Source organism: uncultured Aquabacterium sp. (assembly GCF_947366995.1).
Classification (GTDB): Bacteria; Pseudomonadota; Gammaproteobacteria; order Burkholderiales; family Burkholderiaceae_C; genus Aquabacterium.
In genome coordinates this window covers 16,766-37,972 of the sequence record NZ_CANBCC010000040.1, presented here as the reverse complement: position 1 = coordinate 37,972, position 21,207 = coordinate 16,766, and the positions used below count along the sequence as shown (strand labels likewise).

Sequence of the window (21,207 nt, the reverse complement as noted above, 5' to 3'; positions counted from 1 at the left end):
GCAGCGATGTGCAGGATTACCTCGATCTTTCTGGTCTGACTGGCGGCGCCGATCTGGATGAGCTTTTTGTGATCCGTGCAGATGGCAGCGTTTTGTCGAATGCAGGTGCCCGATGGTTCAGCAGTGTTCGCGGCGCCAAGGTGATGCCAGGAGACGTCATCGTGCTTCCGGAAAAAACGAACCGTGAAAGCGCCTGGAGTGTGTTTACACGTAATGCCAAGGACATCACGCAGATCATTTACCAGTTCAGTCTGGGCGCTGCGGCCATCAAGACTCTGCGCGACTGAAGGCAACCTATGCAAGAACAACGGACGACGACCAATGGGTCGCAAGGCATGGGGTTCTGGGAAGTCTGGTCGGTACTCATGGAGCAGCGCGTTTGGCTGATCGCTGTGCTGGTCTTGGGTTCACTTGTGACGCTGTCGCTGTTAGCGCTCTATCCGAGAAAGTACGTTTCCAACACGATGGTGCTCCCGCCGCAGCAGTCGCAGGCCGGCATAAGCCCCATGCTGTCGCAACTGGGCGCTCTGGCGGGCCTCTCCGGCCTGGGCTCCGGGAGCTTCAAGAGTTCAGACGAACTGTACGTTGCGTTCATGAAAACGCGTCGCGTGCAAGATGCCATCATCAGCCGTCACAGCCTGATGAAGGTGTATGAAGTCTCGTCGATTGAAGCCGCACGCCGGACGCTTGTGAAAGCAGTCACCATCGGCCTCGACAAGAAGTCTGGGCTGGTGTCCATAGAGGTCGCCGACTTGGACGCGAAACGTGCTGCTGATATGGCTAACAGCTACGTCGATACCCTGCGTACCTTGCTGGGGGAGATCGCAGTCACTGAGGCACAACAAAGGCGGGTCTTTCTTGAGGAGCAGGTGCGTAAAACCAAAGAGTCGCTGACCAATGCTGACAACCGGTTTCGCGATTTCCAAGTGCGCTACGGCTTTCAATTGAGCGAAGCCTTGGCAGAGGGTGGGCTCCGCGAGTCGACTGAAGTCCGCGCGCGTTTGGCGGCAGTAGGGGTGCAACTCCAGACCATGAGTCGCTTTGTAACCGAACAAAACCCGGAGTACCAGCGACTACAGGCCGAGCAGAGCGCGCTGGCGCGTCGACTGGGGCATCTGGAGCGGGGCCTGGGTAGTACCGATAAACAACGCCCAGACCTGAGCGCGGTCGACGCCTACAGAGAAGTGAAGCTGCAGGAGGCTTTGCTGGAGGCTTACATACGGCAGCTTGAGGTGGCCAAGCTTGATGAGTCAAAAGAAAGCCCGTTGCTCCAGCAGGTAGATGTGGCCGTTCCATCTGAGCATCCATCGAGGCCGACCAGGTTGCTGATCGCTTCGCTGGGCATTTTCCTGACCGCATCGCTGGCAGTGCTTGCGGCATTCGGTGTGGGATTGCTGCAGCGTCGCAGGCGAGCCCGTCATCTCGCTGCGTGATAGCGATCATCTAACTGGCATGCAATGAGTACATCCTCTTTCGCCCGGCGGCTGGGAACCGCACTGATTTCTATGGGGTTCGATCCTCGCAAATCGTGGGCAGCGCTCCGGGCTGTCCCGCGCTATGTGACCGACGGCTGGAGGATCAGGGAGCAACTGCGGAATAGCGGCAATCGTCTAGCTGTCCGCTTCGTTCCAACACTTTCGGACGTGTACGCGTCAAGCGGTACCGCTAAAGGACACTATTTCCATCAGGACTTATGGGCCGCACGGCGCATTTTCCAACGCAATCCGAAACGCCATGTGGATGTCGGTTCTCGTATTGACGGTTTCATCGCCCATTTACTCTGCTTTCGGGCGGTTGAGGTGCTTGACATCCGACACTTGGATAGTCGGGTAGCAGGCTTGACTTTCCGGCAGGTGGACATGATGAATCCTCCTGGAGAAATGATGGCCTGCGCCGACTCGGTGTCTTGCCTGCATGCCTTGGAGCACTTCGGGCTGGGGCGCTATGGTGATCCTGTCGACGTGGATGGCTGGCTGAAGGGCCTTGCTGCGCTATCAAGTCTGCTTAAGCCCGGGGGGGCGCTGTACTTATCCGTGCCTGTGGGCCTGCCTTGCATCGAGTTCAACGCGCAGCGCATCTTTGCACCTCAAGAGATCATTGATGCGGCCTTGGTTCATGGATTGCGTCTGCAGGAATTTTCATATGTGGATGACCATGGTATGTTCCATGAAAACAGCCGATTCCTCGACGCAGCGGCCCTGGATTTTGGATGTGGGTGCTACGTATTCTGTAAATCCTGAACACCGGGACACCCTTGCTGAGTCGTTTCTTGCTGACCTTGGCGTTTTCGTGGTCGATTACGCCAATGTGGGTAGCGCTTGCCCATTGGCGCGGCTTTGGTGCTGACCCAATCCTGCAGACCTTGCTGCTGACCCAAGGTGCTTGCGTGCCGTTTCAGTTGTTGCTCAATGAGTGCTTGGCGGTTGGTCAGGTACGCAGCGGGCGCGCACCCAGCATGTGGGTGATCATGTTGGTGCTGGGTGCTCAGGTGTTAACCTGTCTGCTCACTCTGAGCGCGCTGGATGGGCTGCAAACCATGGCAGCGTCGACAGTGCTGAGCTTTGCTCTTGCGTGCGCTGTGTCCAACTTTGTGTCGTACAAGGTGGCGAGCGTTTATTACAACGCCGTACTCAATGGTCGGGTGACACGTCGTGAATCGGCTTGGATTGGCGGCATACCTGGCCTATCGATGTTGTTGCTTTACTCGCTTTTCTTTGAGGCGCGCGCTCAAAATATAGTGCAGACTCCCGGCGTTTTGGCGCTGTTGATTCCGTTTGCGCCTTTGCTGCAGTGGCTTTTTATCAGGCATATCTGTAAACATGAATGGAACGGTTTCGACGCTTCCGGCCCGAGCGGCGGTACTCCCCCGCTCATGACGGCGGCTGTTACGGTGGCCCTTATGATCATCTCGGGCATGATCACGCGCTACCGTGATGAGTTCAGCGGAATGGCACCAGCCTATGGTGCCTTAATTCTCGTTGCGCTCAATACTTTTGCTTCGATAACAAACGCGGTTACCCGCGCGCGATTTCTGGAGCTTGGCCTCCGCCTGCATCAGGTGTTGGCGAAGCTGGGTTTTTTGTTTTGTGGCGGTTCGTGGGCGCTATTTGTAATGGAGCTGCCCGTGCTGAGTTCTCTTATTGCACTGCTGGGCCTTCAATTATTGATGATCGCCGCCATCGAGTACGCCCGTGGCCTGCTTGCTCCCGTGGATGAAACAGAGGCATTTGGTCAAGGTCACTCATGAAAGCCTATCTAAGACTTGCGGGCGGACTCGGCAACCAGCTGTATCAGATTGCTGCGTTGGCGCTGATCGCGGAACGGACAGGACTGAAGCCATCGGTCGTGGTGGACGGCTTGCATCGTTACGCGTCAGCTCGCCAGCCGGATGTATTCAGGCTGCTGGCTCCCGAATGGAGTAAGACGATCTGTCGGTCTGATCTCGCTCGCTGTCTAGTGGATGGGGCCCGCATAGGGCGCGTGCTCCCACTTTTTGGTATTAACGACAGGAATTTTTGGGCAGCTGCGGACCGTTCTCCCGGACGCTGGCCTATGGTGATGGATGGGTACTTCCAGGTCGGCTGGAGTCTGGGACATTTGCAACGGGCCATCGATCTGCTCGGACCTTCTTCCATTGATTCAGAAGAGGTGTCTGCCGCCGACGACGAGTGCGCCATTCACATCCGTGGCGGGGATTTTCTCAAGGTCCCGCTTCATCAGGTTATTGATCACTCTTACTATTCGCACGCTGTACAGCGAGCTGTCGGCTCCGGTTGGAAACGCTTTGTGGTCGTCACAGACGACCGCTCTCATGCCGAATCGACCATGGAGTTGGTATGCGGGGCTTCGCGGGTAATCCAATGGAGGATGGCCGCTGGAACATCCGACGCATTGCTCGATTTTGAGCGGCTCCGTCGAGCACCAGCGAGAATCATAGGAAACTCGACGTTTTCTTGGTGGGCGACCGCGCTGGATGAGCGACGTGGAAAGACGTGGGCCCCATTGAAATTCACAAGAGAGAGGCACCGGGACTTCTTCTTGCCTTGGGAGGAGATAATCCCATGATATCGGAACGCTTTCTGATGTCGTTTTCGTTGCGTTCGGTATGGCAATTGCTCGGGATTGCAGGTTTGTTGCTGCTGCTGATTGGGGTCTTCAATCGCAGCAGCTTACCTACCGTGCTGATCATGCCTCCCATGAGCGCCGGTGCGGCCTCCAGCGGGCTCGGGCAACTGCGGGTGCTTCTGCCCGATGACGTGATGATCAGCCTGCGAGCCGCCGCGATGCAGGCAGAGTCAGGGCGCGCTTCTTTAAATGCCAGCGAACTCTCCCAGCCTGCGACCTCCTACCTATACCCTCTCCTGTTTTCTCTGCTCGATGCTCCATCGTTCCCGTGGGTGATGCCTGTAGCGGCGTGCCTCTTCGGCTTGGGATGCCTGCTCGGATGTGCCGTTCTTATCTATCGAGTACAAGAGATAAAGAATCTAGGCGTTCCAGCACACTGGATCGTAATCGCTCTTTTCAATGCGTCCGTTCTCCAATATGCCTACTCCGGCTGGGAGCATCTGCCGCAGGCCTTTTGCTTGAGTTTGTCTGCGGTGTGCGTTCTGAGGGCGGAGAGACAGGGAAATCGTCCGTCAATAGCTGTGTTATCGCTTGCAGGGGTGGCATGCGCGCTGGCGTTTCTGTTTCGAGCGGATTCAGCCATTCTTTTTGGCCCTTGGTTGCTGGTGTCGCTTTGGTTTGTTGGTGCTCGCAGCACGCGATGGGTGGTATTTCTCATCTCGTCCTCCCTCACGGCGGGCGGGTATCTGATATATCAATGGCAAACCTTCCAACGGTTGCTGCCTACAACGGCCCGCCTGAAAGCGGGAGCAGCCACGGACTGGTGGGCTAACCTACTTTACATGGCCACGAACGTTATCAATGGTTCGGCTGTGGCAGTCACCGTGCTTTGTGCTTACTTGCTGTTGAGTAATCGTTCTCGGCTTACTCCCATGTTACGCGCGACAACGGTGTCCCTCTTGCTCTTCCTGTTGTACGGGTTGACCGTCTCGGATGTTTTTCCGTACGCGAGGATGTTCATTCCGGCCGGCATGGTCGCTGTACTCGCTGTTGTTGCCGTCCTATCGTCCCCCGCAGCGGTTGGTGAAGCTCCACTGGTGTCGGGCGGATTCGTCAGCAGGCTCGGAATCGTTCTCACGACGATCGGCGTGCTTGTAACCGTTGTCGTTGATTTAGGGCGCACCCGGCTGTCACAGCCCGCTGTCCGTATAGCGCACCCAGCCGTTGAGCATACGCTGCTGGCGGGGCTCATCCGTGAGCGCCTTGACCCCCGACTGCATACCGTAGGACTGTTCTGGCTCGGGGCAGCATCGTATGAGCTCAGGGGCTTCGATGTGGTGGACTTCTTGGGCAAAGGCGACGAGCGGATCGCATCCTTGCCAGTCAAGTGGGGACCACCTGGGCATAACAAATGGGATATTTCGCTCTCTTTGAAGCGATGGAACCCGGCTGTGATCATCGCCCGTGACGATGTGGCGCGCTCGCCGAGTCGAGTTCGACGGCAAGTTCTAATTGACCAGCAGCCTTGGACGTTCTGGGAAGCCCTATATGAAAGCGAAGCCATTGTCGAGCGTTACCAATACTGCAGACCGAATTCTGCTCGGGAGTTCGGCTTGGTGATCCGGCGTGATCTGGTCGACCGATTTGCAGACGTCTGTCAGTTCCGAGGTCTCAGATGAAGACAGTTGGCCTTGGCCCGAGCGGACTCATTTTCGTGCTGCTGTTTGGTATGTCGTTTTTGATCGTGCCGGCATGTAGAACACTGGGAGTGCTCTCGTTCGAGTATTTTCCGCTTCCTGATGACTTGTCATTCGCGAGTCAGTTGCCGCTTATTTTTGCATCCCTGGTATGTTTCATCTTTGGGTATCGGCGGGCTTTTTTGAGGCAGGTCCAGAATGTCAGCAATCGCAGATTGCAAATCGATGTCGTTCTGTATCTGCACTGCGTATTTTTGTTTATAGGGGCAGCGGCCTGTGCCGCGCTTGTGGTTCGCGCTGACACTGACATCTGGACGTATTTTTTGTATCAAAACTATTTCCGCCTAGAGGTCAATAATGATGTGGGATATATCAAGGGTTTGATCAACCTATCGACTGCCAGCGGGTTGCTCTTGTATCTTGCATGCAGTCAGGTTGAAAAGGTCGGTGTATTCCAGTGGGTGTTGCAAATGCTGGCGTTTGCCATGAATCTCATTTTTGCGCACCGATTTGTAGCCGTGGGATATCTGGTTTCACTGGCATTCGCTCATCATGCTTTTTTCAGACGTCTTAGCTGGCCTGATATCGGGCGGATATTGTTGCTGCTATTGGTATTCAATGCAGTCTATGCAAATTTCCGTGATGTGATGCACGCGGAAGTATCAAACTCCATCGAGCTCCACGACGTGGGGGTGCAAGGTGTTGATGCCCTGGGATTTGCAGTTGCTTCGTTTCTTTCCTTTCAGTTTCATGGCTTGACTTCGTTGGTTGAGGTTGAGCGTTTGGTGGAGGAGGGAGCCTTGCAGTTTCACTATGGGTGGCATTATTTGTACGACATCGTATTCTCGGTGATTCCCTATTCTGCGTATCCGGCGAAATATCCGCCTATTGGGACAATATTCAATATGAGGATCCGAGGGGACTATGGGGCTGTTTATGATCCTCAGGCTGAGGTTGCTGGGGGGATCGTGTTAGGCTATATTGGCGATCTATATTATTTTGGCGGGGTCGTGGCGGTAATTCTGGGATCTTTTGTGTCAGGGCGGTTTCTGTGCAGGGTGGACCAGTCTTTGGATGGAAGGCTCGGCCCAAATGCATTCTTCATGGCAGTCGTAGTCCTACCCTACTGCGTTTTGTCCGTGCAGGGCGTGGGAGGTTTGTTGCCTCGCGCTGTCATCGTTGCCCTCTTTGCTTGGTTGCTGTTGTGGCTGGTATCCGTTAGGCAGCCTTTGGTAACTGATTCTCGGTAAAAGTTATTCATGCGCATGCTTCCTCATGTCTCGATCATCATGCCGGCTTACAATGCTGCCCGTACAATTCTTGAGAGCATTCGCTCGGCTCAGGCGCAGGATTTCGAGGATTGGGAATTGCTGGTCATCGATGATGGCTCGAGAGATGAGACCGTAAAAATTGTCTGTCTCGCTCGGGAGGCAGATGCGCGGATCAAGTTGCTGCGAACAGGAGGGCGAACTGGGGCCGCGCAAGCCAGAACCACGGGTATCCAAGAGGCACGTGGTCGCTATATTGCATTTTTGGACAGTGACGATGTCTGGTTACCAAACAAGTTGAGTCTGCAGTTGAGCCTATTTCAGGCTACCGGTTGCAATTTCTCGTACGGCGCTTATCGAAAGATGGATGACGACAGCGTTGTGGGTTCAGCGGTGATTCAGGTGCCTGCCACGCTGTCTTATCGCGAAATCTTAAAATCCAATCAGATTGGATGTCTCACGGCGATGTATGACAGCCATTTCTTCGGCAGGGTCTGCATTCCTTCACTCGGTCGAGCCAATGATCACGGATTATGGCGGCACCTCTTGGGGGGACAGGTCATTCACGAGGATTATGGTCTTTGGCTCTCCTTGTTGAAGCGACCGGGCGCCATGGCGCGGGGAATTCAGGAGCCCCTCGCGCACTATCGAATAGGCCGCAATACGCGTTCGAGTAACAAGATTGCCGCGGCAGCTTCTCAGTGGCTCATTTACCGTCGTTTGGAGCAGCTCGGCAGATTCAGGTCAGCTTACTATTTTGTCCACTACGCCATTCGGGGCGTCGCGAAATACCTGCAGCATTGATGCCTGCCTCAAGGTTCTATGATGGGAGGCAACCGTTGGCGCGTCGAGTGGAGTCCGTTTGCGGTTTCCCAAGTTGCGTGGCGTGCGCCGCGCCTCAGTGGTGTTGGGCGGGCTGCCCCACACCGGCATGTTTGCGAGGCCTCTGAGTAGAGCTTTCAGCCGACAGTCCGCTGTTTTCGGGAGAGCTTGGCCGACACATGCCCCCTGCTGGTAGGCGCGGCCATACTGCGATACCAGGCCCCATAGAAGGCCCCAAACACAGCCACACCTGCGATTGATAAGAGCGTCGCCTCGGCACTGCGTGCTGCGATATTGGCGGCAACTGCACACGCACAGGGCAACGACCAGATCATCGCGCTCGTCAGGGCGTGCTTGCGCCACTGCGGTGCAGCGCGGCCCAGTTTCAAGCAGGCCACGCGACGATAGACGAGCATATGGAAGTGCACTCGGTCTGGTTTTCCCGCGCCGGTCTTGCGGTGGATGCTTTTGCGCCAGATTGAGAACAGCGTTTCCCACACCGGATAGAGCACGCAGAGCAGCACTGTCCACGTGGACAGTTCGGGGTGCCGGGACAGCAGCAGGATGGCGCATTCCGCCACCCAGAATCCAGCTAGGTAGGCACCACCGTCGCCCATGAAAATCTTCCCGAACGGGAAGTTCATCAGCATGAAGCCGACGAGCGCGGCCACGCCCCAGAGGCATAGCTTGACCAGAACAATGTCGCCGAGATGCCAGGCGATTCCGGCCATGCCACCGAGCATGAGTGCCACGGTGCCGGACGCGAGGCCGTTGAACCCGTCAATGATGTTGACAGCGTTCGTCATCCCGGCGACGGCAAAGCAGGTGAATAAAAAGCCGACCGGCGCCAGCGTCAGCAGATTGTCCAAGAGCGGAACATCGATCCTGCTCAGCTGAGCGCCGAGGGTGTATGCCGCAATCCCGGCAGAAAGAAATGACGCCGCCAAGCGGCGGCGCGCCGAGACGTTCTTGGTCAAGTCCTCGATGATTCCTGCCCCAAAGACGGGCAGGGACGCGAGGAGCAGGTTGAAGGCGGTCGGGTGCGTTCTGGACTGAATCATGAAGCCCACCAGAACCCCTGCGCCCAAACCGAGCGCCACACCGACTCCTCCGACGCGCGGGACAGGGACTTCATGAAACTTCTGCGCGCCCTTCAGTTCCTTGTCCAGGGAGTGCGCCCCATGCCACTGCTGTGTCAGCACGAGAAACGCGCAGGCAAGAAAGGCCACGGTGCTGACAGACAGAAAGACCCACCCGATGTTGGAAACCATCCCGTGCTCGATTCGTAGATTGAGTGTCATGACAACACGAATTCATTGTATCGAGCGGTGACTGGGCGTCATCTCTTTCACCCGTCGGTGCTCAGAGGTACCAATGCGTCTGTCAACTTTTCGGTTCCTTCCTAAGCCATTGGTGTCGATAGGGCGAAGCAGTGTTGCGCTCTGTCGGCGCACGGATCGCGCTCGTACCGTTTGAAAGATCTTCTCGCTAGATGCATGATGGGGCACTAGGGCGCCACATCAGTGCGTGGTTCGGGATAACGGTTTGAACAGGATGACGACATGAAGAAAGCAATCGTTACCGTGGTTCTGGGTTCCTTTGTCGCTGCCTCCTTTGCGCAGGGCAACGAGCCTCCTGCGGCGGGAGGCACGGGCGCCGGCGCCACGGGTGCCACCAGCGCTGCAGCAGCCACCACAACAACCGGCATCACCGCCGCTACCGGCGCTGCCACCGTGGGTGGAGTGGCCATCGTTGGCGCAGCCGTTTCGCTGAACAACAGCGGCAGTTCGGGCACCACCGGCACCACGAAGTAAGACCTGCCCGCATCCATGACCGAGAAGCCTCTAGCCTCCCGGTCGTGTGTCGCGTTGTTGTCGTTGGCGGCTTCCGTGAGCCAGCTTGCCTGCTCAGCGGATCAGGCTGCCACGTGGGCCACTGTGCGCTATGCGGTGACACCGGGGGCGACACCCGATGGCCGTCCCCTTTCTGACGGCCTTTCGTACTTGCGGCTCACGGTCAACGGCGTGCCTGCGATCGTGGCACTGGGCTACGTCGATCGCGATCCCTTTGGGCGGCCCGTTCACGTCTGGTACAGCAGCGCCGGTGAGGTGATGCGTACCCAGGCGGGCCGCTTGGTGGGCCTCGTCGGCACGCCGGTGGAATGGCGTCAGGTTGCGCTTGCTCAGGACACGCCCGAATGGGCTGAGATCGCCCAGCCAACCTCGTTCAGGCGCACTTTAGACGTCTCGCCGGGCTACCAATGGGGCCTGCAGCACGACCTCACGGTGCAGCCCGCGCCCGCACCAGCAGATACCGCCTTGTCGCACTTGGCGCCTGAGCAATTGCGCTGGTTTGCCGAGCATGAGCAACACAGCCGTGCATTGCCCGCACGCTATGCCATGTCGTCTTCCACGGGGCAGGTGGTGTACGGTGAGCAGTGCCTCGCTCCCACGTTCTGCCTGACCTGGCAGACCTGGCCTCCCACGCAACCATGAAGCATGTTTTTGCGGCGCGGCGGGCGCCCATCCTGTGGGCCGGCCTGCTGGGAGTGTCATGGGCTGCCTGCGCGGACACTGCGCAGACGCATGCAATTTCGCAGACTGAGCGTCTCAGTGCCTGGTTCGAGCGCCATCCTTCGGCGCAGCCCCCGGGGGACATTGCCTCGTGGGCGTGGCATGCGGCCTCCGAACGCGGGGGGCAGGCTGTGCTTCAGCGTGAGCTGGCCGAGGTCCTGGCACCATCCCATTCCGCGCTGGCCGGTTTTGTCCGTTCGCTGCCGGTGACGGGCCGAGTGGCCTTGCCCTTGGTGGACGGGCGCTGGCTGCAGACCAATCCTTCGGCTGATCCGATCCTGCGTGAGGGTGACACCCTGGTGCGCCATGCGCGCCCCGCCGATGTGGCGGTGTTGCTCCCCACGGGCCATGTGTGCCGCGTGGCGCACCAGCCCGCGGCCTCGTGGCTGGCCTACGTGCGGGCCTGCGATCCGTCCGTTGCGCCTGCGCTCTCGTGGCTGATTCAGCCCGATGGGCAGGTTGTGACCGCCGATGCACTGAAACGATACACCGCGCAGCCCGTCTTGGCGCCGGGGGGGTGGCTGTGGGTGCCGCCGGGCGACGGTGCCATCGCGCCGGCTGTGTCCAACCGATTGGCGCAGTTCCTCGCCACGCAGGGCCCCGCTGACCCGGCCTACCCCTGGACGCTCCGTGATCGCCGCATCGCCGCCGAGCCCGGCTTGCCGGATGCCCCCCTACCGACCAGCGTGAACGACTGGGGCACGGTGGGCCTGTTGCAGACGCCCACGGCCCGAATGGAGCCCGCAGGCACGGCCGGCCTGATGTTCGGCCGCGTGTTGCCGTATGCGCATCTGAAGGCGCGCCTCCAGCCGTTCGACTGGCTGTCGGTTTCGTTTGGCTATGTGAGCGCCTCCGACCGGCTATATGGTGCAGCCGATGACGAGGGTGACCGTTCCTACGTCGACAAGAGCGCTGACGTCAAACTGCGCCTTTGGCGCGAAGCCGCCTGGCGACCCCAGGTGGTCGTCGGCCTGCGCGACCTCATCGGCACTGGCCTGTTCGCCAGTGAATACGTTGTAGCCAGCAAGGCTTTCGGCAACCTTGACCTCAGTCTGGGTCTGGCCTGGGGCTACCTGGGCAGCCGCGGGCAGTTCCGCAACCCGCTGGGCCTGGTGTCATCGAGGTTCGACGAGCGCCCCGTCATTCACTCCGAATCAGGGGGCACTCTCAACAGCAAGGGCTACTTCCGTGGCCGCACGGCGCTCTTCGGCGGCATCCAGTACCAACTGCCCAGTCACCCGTCGTGGTTGCTGAAGCTCGAGTACGACGGCAACGATTACCGGAGCCCCACCGACCGCGGCAACATCCAGGCTGCCTCGCCGTGGAACGTGGGCGTGGTGTACCGGGCCCGCTCCTGGCTCGACCTCACGGTGGGGTTCGAGCGTGGCAACCAGATCATGTTCGGCTTCTCGCTGCACGAGCGCATGAACAGGCTCGACATGATCAAGTTCCTGGATCCGCCTCGCGTGCCGGTTCGGCCTGTGGGTGTCGCATCGGGACAGGCTCATTCCGTGAGCGACACAGTGGCCGAGCTGGAGCGCCAGGCGGGTGCTGCGGTCAAGCGCATGCACGGCGGCGATGTGCGCTGGACCTTGGTTCTGGACGGCGCGGACCGCGGCGACCAGCGCCCGTTGGTCGATAAGGTGGTGGCTGTGGCCCACCGCGACGCACCCGCAACGGTGCAGACCATCAGGGTCGCGCTGGAAGAGCGCGGTGTGCCCGTGGCCGAGGTGGCGGTGGACCGTACCCGGTGGGCGCGTGAACGAACCGAGTTTCTGCGGCCTTCCGAGCGCCAGACAGACCGCGTGACCCGGCCTGTGGCCGCGGGCGACCCCGCGCGGCAGCCCGGCAACCTGTACGACCGCGATGCGGCGGGCCTGTGGCAGCGCGGGCGTGCGGGGCTGGGTCTGAACTACACCCAGAGTCTGGGTGGCCCGGATGGATTGCTGTTCAGCCTGGGCGCGGTCGCGCAAGGCGAATACCGCCTGCGCGACGACCTGTGGGCCACCGGTGTGCTGCAGTTGCGCCTGCTCGACAACTACGACAAGTTCGATTACACGGCGCCCAGCAACCTGCCCCGCGTGCGCACCTTCATCCGCGAGTACCAGACCGACCGGCGTGTGACCGTGCCGGTGGCGCAAGTCACGCATTTTGGCGAGGCCGGGCAGAACCACTTCTACCTGGCCTATGGCGGCCTGCTCGAATCCATGTATGCGGGCGCCGGTGTCGAGTACCTGTACCGGCCCGTTGGCAGCCGCTGGGCCGTGGGCGTCGACGTGAACCGCGTGCAGCAGCGCGAGTTCAGCCAAGGCCTCGGCCTGCGCGACTACAAAGTGACGACGGGGCATACGACGCTGTACTGGGACACGGGGTTCGAAGACGTCCTGCTGCGCCTCAGCGCCGGGCGATACCTCGCGGGGGACGTGGGCATCACCGTGGACGCCTCGCGCGTCTTTGCGAACGGCGTCAGATTCGGGGCATACGCCACGAAGACGGATGTCTCTGCGGCACAGTTCGGTGAGGGCTCCTTCGACAAGGGCATTTACGTGAGCATCCCGTTCGACGTCATGCTGCCGCGCACGGGCGGCGGCGCGGCCACCATCACCTACGCGCCATTGATCCGCGATGGCGGTGCGCGTCTGAGTCGGCGTTTCACGCTGTACGACCTCACACGTTCGCGCGACCCCCGCGCGGACTCCGCCGCATCCAGCTGGCAGCCATGAACCGTCTGGCCGCCTGGTTCACCCAGCGCGGGTTCACACCGTTTCCGTTCCAGCAGACGGTGTGGCAAGCCATGCTCGAAGGGCGTTCGGGGCTGCTGCATGCCAGCACCGGGGCCGGCAAGACGCTCGCTGCGTGGGGTGGCGTGCTGCGGCGGGCGCAGGCCCACGACGAAGCAGCAGGGCGCTTGTCGTCGGGTTTGCGTGCGCTCTGGATCACGCCCATGCGCGCGCTGGCGGCCGACACGCTGCTGTCTCTCCAGGCGCCGCTGCCGGAGGTCCTTCCCGGCTGGCGAGCCAGTCTGCGGACCGGCGACACGCCCTCGTCCGAGCGCGCCCGCCAGGAGCGCGCGTGGCCGCAGGCCCTGGTGACCACCCCCGAGTCGCTGAGCCTGATGCTGGCGCGGGCCGATGCCGCGACCTTGTTCGCGAAGCTCGACACGGTGATCGTGGACGAGTGGCACGAGTTGCTGGGCAACAAGCGCGGCGTGCAAGTGCAGTTGGCGCTGGCACGCTTGGCAACGTGGCGCCCGGCGTTGCTGGTGTGGGGCTTGAGCGCGACGCTGGGCAACCAGGCCGAGGCGCTGTCTGCGTTGGTGCCGTCGGTGCGCGAGGCTGGCTCAATGAGTGAGCCTGTGCTTGTTCAGGGGCACGTCGACAAGGCCCTGGTGATCGACACCCTGCTTCCCAAGCAGGCCACCCGCTTGTCATGGGCCGGGCGGCTGGGTGCGCCCATGGTGCCCCAGTTGGTGGCCGAACTGGAAGGCCCGGGCTCCACATTGATCTTCACCAACACCCGTTCACAGGCCGAAATCTGGTATCAGCTGCTGCTTGAGGCCCGACCAGACTGGGCCGGGTTGGTTGCCTTGCACCATGGCTCGCTCGATGCAGAAGTGCGGGCCTGGGTGGAGGCGGGATTGAAGTCCGGCCAGCTGAAGGCTGTGGTGGCAACTTCGTCGCTGGATTTGGGCGTGGACTTCCTGCCGGTCGACCGCGTGATCCAGGTCGGCTCGCCCAAGGGCGTCGCGCGCCTGTTGCAGCGCGCCGGGCGTAGCGGCCACGCTCCGGGGCGAACCAGCCGTGTGTCGCTGGTGCCGACCCACACGCTCGAGCTGGTCGAGGCGGCCGCGGCCCGGCGTGCCGCGCTCGCCGGGCAGGTGGAGGCGCGGCCCTCGCCCCATCAACCACTGGACGTACTGGTTCAGCATCTCGTCACCGTCGCACTGGGTGGCGGCTTCACGCCCGATGCGCTGTTCGCCGAGGTGCGCTGCGCGCACAGCTACCGCAACCTGACTCGTGAGGCCTTCGACTGGTGCCTCGACTTTGCAGCGCGCGGCGGTGACAGCCTGCAAGCCTATCCCGAGTACCACCGCATCGCGCCCGATGACGCCGGCGTGTGGCGTGTGGCCGAGCACACGCAGCCTGGCCGGCTGGTGGCCCGACGCCATCGGCTGCAGGTCGGCACCATCGTGTCGGATGCCTCGATGGCGGTGCGCTACCTCAACGGCCCGAAGCTCGGCTCGGTGGAAGAGGGCTTCATCGCGCGCCTGAACAAGGGCGACTGCTTCGTGTTCGCCGGCCGCACCCTGGAATTCGTGCGTGTGCAGGACATGACCGCCTACGTGCGACGTGCCGAGGGACGCAAGCGCATCGTGCCGCGCTGGGAAGGCGGGCGCATGCCGTTGTCGAGTGAAATGGCCCGTGCGGTGATGGACCTGCTGGATGAGGCAGCCGAGGGCCGCGCCTGGCATGAGCCGGAGATGCAGGCAGCGCGTGACATGCTGGAGGCGCAAGCCCGGATCTCGCACCTGCCCCGGCGTGATCGCCTGCTGGTCGAGCGGCACCGCTCTCGCGAGGGGCACCATCTGTGGTTGTACCCGTTCGCCGGGCGGCTGGCCCATCAGGGCCTGAGCGCGGTGCTGGCATGGCGGCTGGCACGCCAGCAACCCAACACCTTCAGCCTCGCGGTGAACGATTACGGTCTGGAGTTGCTGAGTGCCGAGCCGGTGCCGGTGAACGAGGCCGTGTTGCGCACGGTACTCTCACCAGATCACCTGCTGGAGGACATTCTGGAAAGCCTGAATGCGGCCGAACTGGCACGGCGCCGGTTTCGCGAGATTGCGCGGGTGGCGGGTCTGGTGTTCACCGGCTACCCGGGCGCGCCGAAGAGCAACAAGCAACTGCAGGCCTCCAGCAGCCTGTTCTACGAGGTTTTCCGTCAGTACGATGCCGGCAACCGGCTGCTGACCCAGGCACAGCAGGAGGTGCTCTCCCAGGAGCTGGATGTGGCCCGGCTGCGCGAGGTGCTGACGGCGCTCCAGCAGCGCCGCATCGACCTGGTCGACCTGAAAAGCCCCAGCCCCTTCAGCCTGCCGCTGATGGTGGAGCGCCTGCGGGAGCGCCTGAGTACCGAGAAACTTTCCGACCGCGTCGCCCGGGCGCTGAAGGCCATGGGCGCGCCCGCTCAGTGACCGGGGTCGTCGGTCAGGTCTTCCAGCAGTTCGTCGCGGCTGGGTTTGGCTTCGAAGCGGTATTCCTCGCTGGCCCACGCCCCGAGGTCGATGGCCTTGCAGCCCTTGCTGCAGAATGGGCGATACGGGTTGTCGGTGCTGTAGAGATGCATTTCGCCGCACGAGGGGCAACGCACTTCCAGCGGCTTGCGGGGGGATTCGGTCTGGCTCATGGTGAGGGGCTCCAGAGCAAGGGGCTCAGGCACAGAGCGTCAGCTCGAAGCCGGCGTCCGTGTCCGCGGCCACACGCAGCTTGCCGTCCCGGTCGGGACGCATCAGGCGGATGGACACCATCAGCCGGTTGGCGCTGATTTCGGGCACCAGACCGAGGCTCGGGTCGATGCGCAGGCGCAGCAGGTGGTAGGTGCGGTTGTCCTTCAGCTGCTGCTGGAACTGACCACAGGGGGCGGCGACCATGTGGGGGTGCCCGCCGTCGCGCAGCAGGCCCAGCATCACCTTCAACGCATCGGCCAGCGGGGTCAGCGTGGCAATCCACTGCTGCAGATCGCTCTGGCGCTTCGAGGCGGGCTCATGCTGCCACGCATAGTAGGCCGGCAGGTCGAACTCGCAGGTGCCGCCGGGAATGCTGATGCGGCTGCGCACGCTCATCAGCCAGTCGTTGGCCGCCAGGGCCTGCCCGGCCTTGCCTTGCAGTTGGTTGAGGCCCGAGTGGGCGCGCTCGATGCGGGACAGCACCTCATCGAGCACGGTTTCCTGGATGGCCGGATTGCCCTTGTAGGACATGAACTGGGCCCGATACCGCTCCAGGTCGCGCAGCACGTCGCTCTTCAGGTCGGCGCGTGAGGCCACGTCCATGATCTCGAAGATCGTGGACAGCGCGAAGTGGTGGTCGATCGGGTCTTCCCGCCACATCAGCACGCCCAGCCGGTCGAACAGGTGCTCGAGCCGCAGCATGGTGCGGATGCTCTCACCGAAAGGGTATTCGTAAAGGATCAACGTGCCACCTGCAGCTGTTCACCGGCCATCCGTGCGATTGTTCCACAAGCGCCAGAGCTTCTCGACCTCGGCCCGCAGTTCCGGCAGGGTCTGTCCGTCGTTGACGATGACGTGGTCGGCCAGGGCCAGGCGCGTCGCGCGGTCGGCCTGCCGGGCCAGCACCTTCTCGACGGCCTCGCGAGGCCAGCCATTGCGCACCATCACGCGGGCGATCTGCGTTTCGGGCGAGGCGTCGATCACCAGCACCCGGTCGACGCGCTCTTTCCAGCGGCGGCCTGACTCCGCCAGCAGCGGCACGTCGAACACCACAGTTTGACCGGGTAGGGCAAGGCGGGCATGGGCGTCGGCATGCTGCCCGATCAGCGGGTGGAGGATGCCCTCCAGGCGCTTCATCGCCAGCGGGTCGGTGAAAGCCAATTCGCGCATGCGATCGCGGTGCATGGCCCCCTGCGCGTCGATCAACTCCGGGCCGAAGTGCCGTTCAATCTCAGGGATTGCGGCGCCCCCGGGCAAGGTCAGCGTGCGGGCAATGGCGTCGGTGTCGACCAGGTGAGCACCGAGCTCCACCAGCATCTGGCCCACGGTGGACTTGCCGCTGCCGATGCCACCGGTGAGGCCGATGGTCAGCGGCACGGGCGTCACGCCCATCCCAGCCAGCCGAGCACCGTGTCGTGTCCGGCCAGTGCCACCACCAGGCCCGCGCCCGCCAGGAAGGGGCCGTAGGGCACGTACACGCCTTCGCGCAACCTGCCCGACACCTTCATGCCGATGCCGACCACGGCGCCCAGCACGGACGAGCCGAGGATGATGGGCAGGATCATGGGCGCGCCCAGCCAGGCCCCGAGGGCGGCCAGCAGCTTGAAGTCGCCCTGGCCCATGCCTTCCTTGCCCGTAGCCAGCTTGAACAGCCAGTACACGCTCCACAGCGAAAGATAGCCTGCCACGGCGCCCCACAGCGCATCGGTCAGGGGCAGGTTCCAACCGAGGGCCGCGACGATCAGGCCCGCCCAGGTCAGGGGCTGCGTGAGGCTGTCGGGCAGCAGGGTGGTGTCCCAGTCGATCAGCGCGGCAGCCAGCAGCATCGCCATGAAGCCGCACCACAGCAGCGCGGTGGGCTGGTACGCCACCAGCTCGCCGCTGGCGTAGAACAATGCGCCCGTGGCCAGTTCGACCAGGGGGTAGCGAACGCTGATGCGTGTGCCACAAGCCGAGCACTTGCCGCGCAGGGCCAGCCAGCTCACCAGCGGGATGTTTTCATACCAGCGGATCTGGTGGCCGCAGGACGGGCAGCGCGAAGCGGGCTTCGACAGCGACAGCGTGGGGCCCTCGGTGGCGGGCGCGGTGATCTCCAGCATCGCGCTGGCGTCAATGCGCCATTGAGCCTCCATCATCTTGGGCAGGCGGTGCACCACCACGTTGAGGAAGCTGCCCACGCACAAACCCACCAGGGCCAGGCCCCAGGGGGTGAGCAGCTGCGCGAGGACCGGGTTCAGAAAGGCAAGATCAGACAGCATCCGGCGATTACACCACCTGACCCAGCTTGAAGATCGGCAGGTACATCGACACAACGATGCCGCCAATCACCGTGCCCAGGAACACGATGATGAAGGGCTCCATCAGGCTGGACAGCGCCTTCACGGCCTCGTCCACTTCTTCCTCATAGAAGTCGGCTGCCTTGCCCAGCATCTGGTCGAGCGAGCCCGATTCTTCGCCGATGGAAGCCATCTGCAGCACCATCACCGGGAACAGGCCCGTGGTCTGCATCGCGTTGGTCAGGCCGGTACCTGTGGAGACGTCCTTCTGGATCTGCTCTGTGGCTTCGGCAAACACCGCGTTGCCGGAGGCGCCGCCTACCGAATCGAGCGCTTCCACCAGCGGCACGCCGGCAGCGAACATGGTCGACAGCGTGCGCGTCCAGCGGGCCACGGCCGACTTGAACATCAGGTCACCGAACACCGGGGCCTTCAGCAACAGGCGATCCATCTTCTTCTGCATGGCCTCGGAGCGCTTCCAGGACTGCAGGAAGAAATACACCCCGCCGCCGATGGAGCCGAAGATGGCCCACCAGTAGCTCACGAAGACCTCGGACATGCCCATCACGAACAGCGTGGGCGCCGGCAGGTCGGCACCGAAGGACGTGAAGACCTCCTTGAACGCCGGGATCACGAAGATCATGATCACCGCGACCACGATGAAGGCCACCACCAGCACGGCGGTGGGGTAGGTCAGCGCCGATTTGATCTTCTGCTTGATGGCGATCGTCTTTTCCTGGTATGTGGCCAGGCGATCGAGCAGGGTTTCGAGGATACCGGCGGCTTCACCGGCCTCGACCAGGTTGCAGTACAGGTGGTCGAAGTGCAGCGGGTGCTTGCGGAAGGCCATCGACAGGCTGGTGCCGGTCTCGACATCCGAGCGGATGTCGTTGAGCAACTTGGTGACCCGGGGGTTGGTGCTGCCGCGGGCGACGATGTCGAAGGACTGCAGCAGCGGCACGCCGGCGCGCATCATGGTGGCCAGCTGGCGGGTGAAGATGGCGATGTCTTTCGGCTTGATGGACGAACCACCGCTCATGCGGCGCCGCTTGACCTTGTTGACCAGAATGCCCTGACGGCGCAGGCTGGCCCCCACCATCGCTTCGCCGCCGGCGCGCATCTCACCGCGGACCACCTTGCCGTTGCGGTCCTTGCCTTCCCACTCGAAGACGTATTCCTGAGGGGCGGATTTCTTGGCTGCTGCCGTGGCCATGTATCGGAACTCCAAGACGCGCGAGCGTCACTGCTGCTTATTCATTGGTCACCGAAATCACCTCTTCCAGTGAGGTGAGGCCAGCCTTGACCTTGACCAGGCCCGATTCGCGCAAGTCTCGCACGCCTTCCCGCTTGGCCTGCTTGGCGATGTCCATCGCAGTACCTTGATTCAGGATGATGCGTTGTATTTCCTCACTGATGGGCATGACTTGGTAAATGCCCACGCGCCCTTTGTAACCGTTGTTGCAAGCTGAGCAACCCACTGCGCGATACGGTGTCAAGGTGCCGTCGAGGTCTTCTTGCCTGAATCCGGCGTCGAGCAGGGCCTGGCGCGGGATGTCGGCCGGGGCCTTGCAGTTGTCGCACAGCCGGCGCGCCAGTCGCTGCGCGGTGATCAGGATCACGCTGGAAGCGATGTTGAAGGGCGGCACGCCCATGTTCATCAACCGCGTCAGCGTGGTGGGCGCGTCGTTCGTGTGCAGGGTCGACATCACCATGTGACCGGTCTGGGCGGCCTTGATGGCGATGTCGGCGGTCTCCAGGTCACGGATTTCACCCACCATGATCACGTCAGGATCCTGGCGCAGGAAGGCCTTCAGCGCGGCCGAGAAGGTGAGGCCGGCCTTGTCGTTGACGTTGACCTGGTTGATGCCGGGCAGGTTGATTTCCGCCGGGTCTTCGACCGTCGAGATGTTCACGCCCGGCTGGTTCAGGATGTTCAGACAGGTGTAGAGCGACACCGTCTTGCCGGAACCGGTCGGGCCGGTGACCAGCACCATCCCGTACGGGCGCTTGATGGCGTTGAGCAGGCGCTCTTTCTCGATGGCCTCGTAACCCAGGGCCTCGATGCCCAGCTTGGCGCTGGACGGGTCGAGGATACGGATCACGATCTTCTCGCCGAACAGCGTGGGCAGGGTGCTGACGCGGAAGTCGATGGCCTTCGAGCCGAACTTCAGCTTCATGCGGCCGTCCTGCGGCACGCGCTTCTCGGCGATGTCCAGCTTGGAGATGACCTTGATGCGCGAGGCCAGCTTGTCCTTGATTGCGACCGGCGGCTGTGTGACTTCACGCAGCTCGCCGTCGACACGGAAACGGACGCGGTAGTTGTATTCGTAGGGCTCGAAGTGCAGGTCGGAGGCGCGCGCGTTGATCGCGTCGATCAGCATCTTCTGAAGGAAGCGCACCACCGGGGCGTCTTCCACCTCGGACGTGACGTCGCTCGTCTCCGGCTGGGGGCTGCCCACGTCTTCGGTGACGTCGAACTCGAAATCGCTGGAGGCCAGCGCCGAGAGCTGCTCTTCTGCGCTGGCCGTGAGGCCGTCGAGCAGCTTCGCGAGCTTGTCCTGCTCGACGATGACCCATTCGGGCGTAAGCTGCGTGGCGAACTTGATGCGCTCGATCGCTTCCTGGTCGGTCGGGTCGGCGCCGGCCACGAACAGGCGGTTGCCCCGCTTGGAGAGCACCAGCACCTGGTACTGGGCCGAGAGCTTCTTGTCGATGACGCCCTTGGGCAGGCGCTCGACGTCGAGCGCGGCCAGGTCCATCACCGGCACGGCCAGCGCCTTCGACAGCGTGTGGGCGAGTTCACCGGGTTCGATCACGCCACTCTGGACCAGCGTGCTGACGAAACTGCGCTTCTGCTCCTTGGCGGTACGCGTGAGGGTCTCGGCCGCGCGCGCATCCAGCTTGCCTGCATTGACGAGCACGCGGGCTACGCCGGACAGCGAGCCAGGGGCATCAGCGAGAAGGGAATCGGCCATGGTCGTCGGGCTTCGGAAACAGACGGACAGCGCCCCGGGGCCGGGCGCACACCCCATCTATTTGAACAGCAAATGATCTCCCAATCGG

At 62.0% G+C, this 21,207-nt stretch carries 19 protein-coding genes; 12 read left to right on the top strand and 7 right to left on the bottom strand.

What is annotated here, in order from left to right; all coding sequences use genetic code 11:
• From Q0Z44_RS11530 to Q0Z44_RS11495, 8 genes are all read left to right on the top strand, one after another.
• The coding region (locus Q0Z44_RS11530) for a capsule biosynthesis GfcC family protein (protein WP_366517612.1) at positions 1 to 287 on the top strand (287 nt) is incomplete at its 5' end.
• A gap of 9 nt (positions 288 to 296) precedes the next feature.
• A complete protein-coding gene (locus tag Q0Z44_RS11525; protein ID WP_298012836.1) occupies positions 297 to 1,433 on the top strand; it encodes a Wzz/FepE/Etk N-terminal domain-containing protein in 1,137 nt (378 codons plus the stop codon).
• Positions 1,434 to 1,457: 24 nt separating this feature from the next.
• On the top strand, positions 1,458 to 2,240 hold the full coding sequence (locus Q0Z44_RS11520; RefSeq protein WP_298012833.1) for a DUF268 domain-containing protein: 783 nt from the start codon (positions 1,458 to 1,460) through the stop codon (positions 2,238 to 2,240).
• 29 nt (positions 2,241 to 2,269) lie between these two features.
• Positions 2,270 to 3,247, top strand: a complete 978-nt coding sequence (locus tag Q0Z44_RS11515) for a hypothetical protein (RefSeq protein ID WP_298012831.1) — start codon at positions 2,270 to 2,272, stop codon at positions 3,245 to 3,247.
• Complete coding sequence (locus Q0Z44_RS11510) at positions 3,244 to 4,065, top strand: alpha-1,2-fucosyltransferase (RefSeq protein WP_298012828.1); 822 nt, start codon at positions 3,244 to 3,246, stop codon at positions 4,063 to 4,065. Before Q0Z44_RS11515 ends, Q0Z44_RS11510 begins: the two co-directional genes overlap by 4 nt.
• The gene (locus Q0Z44_RS11505; protein WP_298012826.1) at positions 4,062 to 5,744 is read left to right on the top strand and encodes a hypothetical protein; all 1,683 of its coding nucleotides are present in this window, start codon (positions 4,062 to 4,064) and stop codon (positions 5,742 to 5,744) included. The genes Q0Z44_RS11510 and Q0Z44_RS11505 overlap by 4 nt, the downstream gene beginning before the upstream one ends.
• Entirely contained in the window at positions 5,741 to 7,012 is a 1,272-nt protein-coding gene (locus Q0Z44_RS11500; protein WP_298012823.1) for a hypothetical protein, read from the top strand. Before Q0Z44_RS11505 ends, Q0Z44_RS11500 begins: the two co-directional genes overlap by 4 nt.
• A gap of 9 nt (positions 7,013 to 7,021) precedes the next feature.
• Positions 7,022 to 7,834, top strand: a complete 813-nt coding sequence (locus Q0Z44_RS11495) for a glycosyltransferase family 2 protein (protein WP_298012821.1) — start codon at positions 7,022 to 7,024, stop codon at positions 7,832 to 7,834.
• Between the two features lie 155 nt (positions 7,835 to 7,989).
• Here the strand turns inward: Q0Z44_RS11495 and Q0Z44_RS11490 are convergent, their stop codons facing one another.
• Entirely contained in the window at positions 7,990 to 9,153 is a 1,164-nt protein-coding gene (locus Q0Z44_RS11490) for a glycosyltransferase (RefSeq protein ID WP_298012818.1), read from the bottom strand.
• A 261-nt stretch (positions 9,154 to 9,414) separates the two neighbouring features.
• Here Q0Z44_RS11490 and Q0Z44_RS11485 point away from each other — a divergent pair, with 261 nt between their 5' ends.
• From Q0Z44_RS11485 to Q0Z44_RS11470, 4 genes are read left to right on the top strand one after another with little or no spacing between them, the layout of a single operon-like run.
• Positions 9,415 to 9,666: a hypothetical protein gene (locus Q0Z44_RS11485; RefSeq protein ID WP_298012816.1), complete on the top strand. Its 252-nt coding sequence runs from the start codon at positions 9,415 to 9,417 to the stop codon at positions 9,664 to 9,666.
• 15 nt (positions 9,667 to 9,681) lie between these two features.
• On the top strand, positions 9,682 to 10,347 hold the full coding sequence (locus Q0Z44_RS11480) for a YjbF family lipoprotein (RefSeq protein ID WP_298012813.1): 666 nt from the start codon (positions 9,682 to 9,684) through the stop codon (positions 10,345 to 10,347).
• Complete coding sequence (locus tag Q0Z44_RS11475) at positions 10,344 to 13,148, top strand: YjbH domain-containing protein (protein ID WP_298012811.1); 2,805 nt, start codon at positions 10,344 to 10,346, stop codon at positions 13,146 to 13,148. The genes Q0Z44_RS11480 and Q0Z44_RS11475 overlap by 4 nt, the downstream gene beginning before the upstream one ends.
• Positions 13,145 to 15,616, top strand: a complete 2,472-nt coding sequence (locus tag Q0Z44_RS11470) for a ligase-associated DNA damage response DEXH box helicase (RefSeq protein ID WP_298012808.1) — start codon at positions 13,145 to 13,147, stop codon at positions 15,614 to 15,616. Before Q0Z44_RS11475 ends, Q0Z44_RS11470 begins: the two co-directional genes overlap by 4 nt.
• On the opposite strand, the gene Q0Z44_RS11465 is transcribed toward Q0Z44_RS11470, so the two are convergent.
• The 6 genes from Q0Z44_RS11465 to pilB are packed head-to-tail and all read right to left on the bottom strand — an operon-like array spanning position 15,610 to position 21,119.
• A complete protein-coding gene (locus Q0Z44_RS11465) occupies positions 15,610 to 15,828 on the bottom strand; it encodes a DNA gyrase inhibitor YacG (RefSeq protein WP_298012806.1) in 219 nt (72 codons plus the stop codon). The two genes, Q0Z44_RS11470 and Q0Z44_RS11465, sit on opposite strands and share 7 nt — an antisense overlap.
• A 25-nt stretch (positions 15,829 to 15,853) precedes the next feature.
• On the bottom strand, positions 15,854 to 16,612 hold the full coding sequence (zapD, locus tag Q0Z44_RS11460) for a cell division protein ZapD (protein ID WP_298012804.1): 759 nt from the start codon (positions 16,610 to 16,612) through the stop codon (positions 15,854 to 15,856).
• A gap of 18 nt (positions 16,613 to 16,630) precedes the next feature.
• Positions 16,631 to 17,260, bottom strand: coding sequence for a dephospho-CoA kinase (gene coaE, locus Q0Z44_RS11455; RefSeq protein ID WP_298012801.1), 630 nt, complete (start codon positions 17,258 to 17,260; stop codon positions 16,631 to 16,633).
• Positions 17,251 to 18,126, bottom strand: a complete 876-nt coding sequence (locus Q0Z44_RS11450; RefSeq protein ID WP_298012799.1) for an A24 family peptidase — start codon at positions 18,124 to 18,126, stop codon at positions 17,251 to 17,253. Before Q0Z44_RS11450 ends, coaE begins: the two co-directional genes overlap by 10 nt.
• A gap of 7 nt (positions 18,127 to 18,133) precedes the next feature.
• Positions 18,134 to 19,357: a type II secretion system F family protein gene (locus Q0Z44_RS11445; protein ID WP_298012797.1), complete on the bottom strand. Its 1,224-nt coding sequence runs from the start codon at positions 19,355 to 19,357 to the stop codon at positions 18,134 to 18,136.
• Positions 19,358 to 19,394: 37 nt separating this feature from the next.
• Complete coding sequence (pilB, locus tag Q0Z44_RS11440) at positions 19,395 to 21,119, bottom strand: type IV-A pilus assembly ATPase PilB (protein WP_298012795.1); 1,725 nt, start codon at positions 21,117 to 21,119, stop codon at positions 19,395 to 19,397.
• Positions 21,120 to 21,207 lie beyond the last annotated feature (88 nt).

Bases quoted from the DNA above. Each gene is read 5' to 3' on its own strand.
- Q0Z44_RS11525 (WP_298012836.1), top strand. From the start codon at position 297: ATGCAAGAACAACGGACGACGACCAATGGGTCGCAAGGCATGGGGTTC.
- Q0Z44_RS11520 (WP_298012833.1), top strand. From the start codon at position 1,458: ATGAGTACATCCTCTTTCGCCCGGCGGCTGGGAACCGCACTGATTTCT.
- Q0Z44_RS11510 (WP_298012828.1), top strand. From the start codon at position 3,244: ATGAAAGCCTATCTAAGACTTGCGGGCGGACTCGGCAACCAGCTGTAT.
- Q0Z44_RS11505 (WP_298012826.1), top strand. From the start codon at position 4,062: ATGATATCGGAACGCTTTCTGATGTCGTTTTCGTTGCGTTCGGTATGG.
- Q0Z44_RS11500 (WP_298012823.1), top strand. From the start codon at position 5,741: ATGAAGACAGTTGGCCTTGGCCCGAGCGGACTCATTTTCGTGCTGCTG.
- Q0Z44_RS11495 (WP_298012821.1), top strand. From the start codon at position 7,022: ATGCGCATGCTTCCTCATGTCTCGATCATCATGCCGGCTTACAATGCT.
- Q0Z44_RS11490 (WP_298012818.1), bottom strand. From the start codon at position 9,153: ATGACACTCAATCTACGAATCGAGCACGGGATGGTTTCCAACATCGGG.
- Q0Z44_RS11485 (WP_298012816.1), top strand. From the start codon at position 9,415: ATGAAGAAAGCAATCGTTACCGTGGTTCTGGGTTCCTTTGTCGCTGCC.
- Q0Z44_RS11480 (WP_298012813.1), top strand. From the start codon at position 9,682: ATGACCGAGAAGCCTCTAGCCTCCCGGTCGTGTGTCGCGTTGTTGTCG.
- Q0Z44_RS11475 (WP_298012811.1), top strand. From the start codon at position 10,344: ATGAAGCATGTTTTTGCGGCGCGGCGGGCGCCCATCCTGTGGGCCGGC.
- Q0Z44_RS11470 (WP_298012808.1), top strand. From the start codon at position 13,145: ATGAACCGTCTGGCCGCCTGGTTCACCCAGCGCGGGTTCACACCGTTT.
- Q0Z44_RS11465 (WP_298012806.1), bottom strand. From the start codon at position 15,828: ATGAGCCAGACCGAATCCCCCCGCAAGCCGCTGGAAGTGCGTTGCCCC.
- coaE (WP_298012801.1), bottom strand. From the start codon at position 17,260: ATGGGCGTGACGCCCGTGCCGCTGACCATCGGCCTCACCGGTGGCATC.
- Q0Z44_RS11450 (WP_298012799.1), bottom strand. From the start codon at position 18,126: ATGCTGTCTGATCTTGCCTTTCTGAACCCGGTCCTCGCGCAGCTGCTC.
- Q0Z44_RS11445 (WP_298012797.1), bottom strand. From the start codon at position 19,357: ATGGCCACGGCAGCAGCCAAGAAATCCGCCCCTCAGGAATACGTCTTC.
- pilB (WP_298012795.1), bottom strand. From the start codon at position 21,119: ATGGCCGATTCCCTTCTCGCTGATGCCCCTGGCTCGCTGTCCGGCGTA.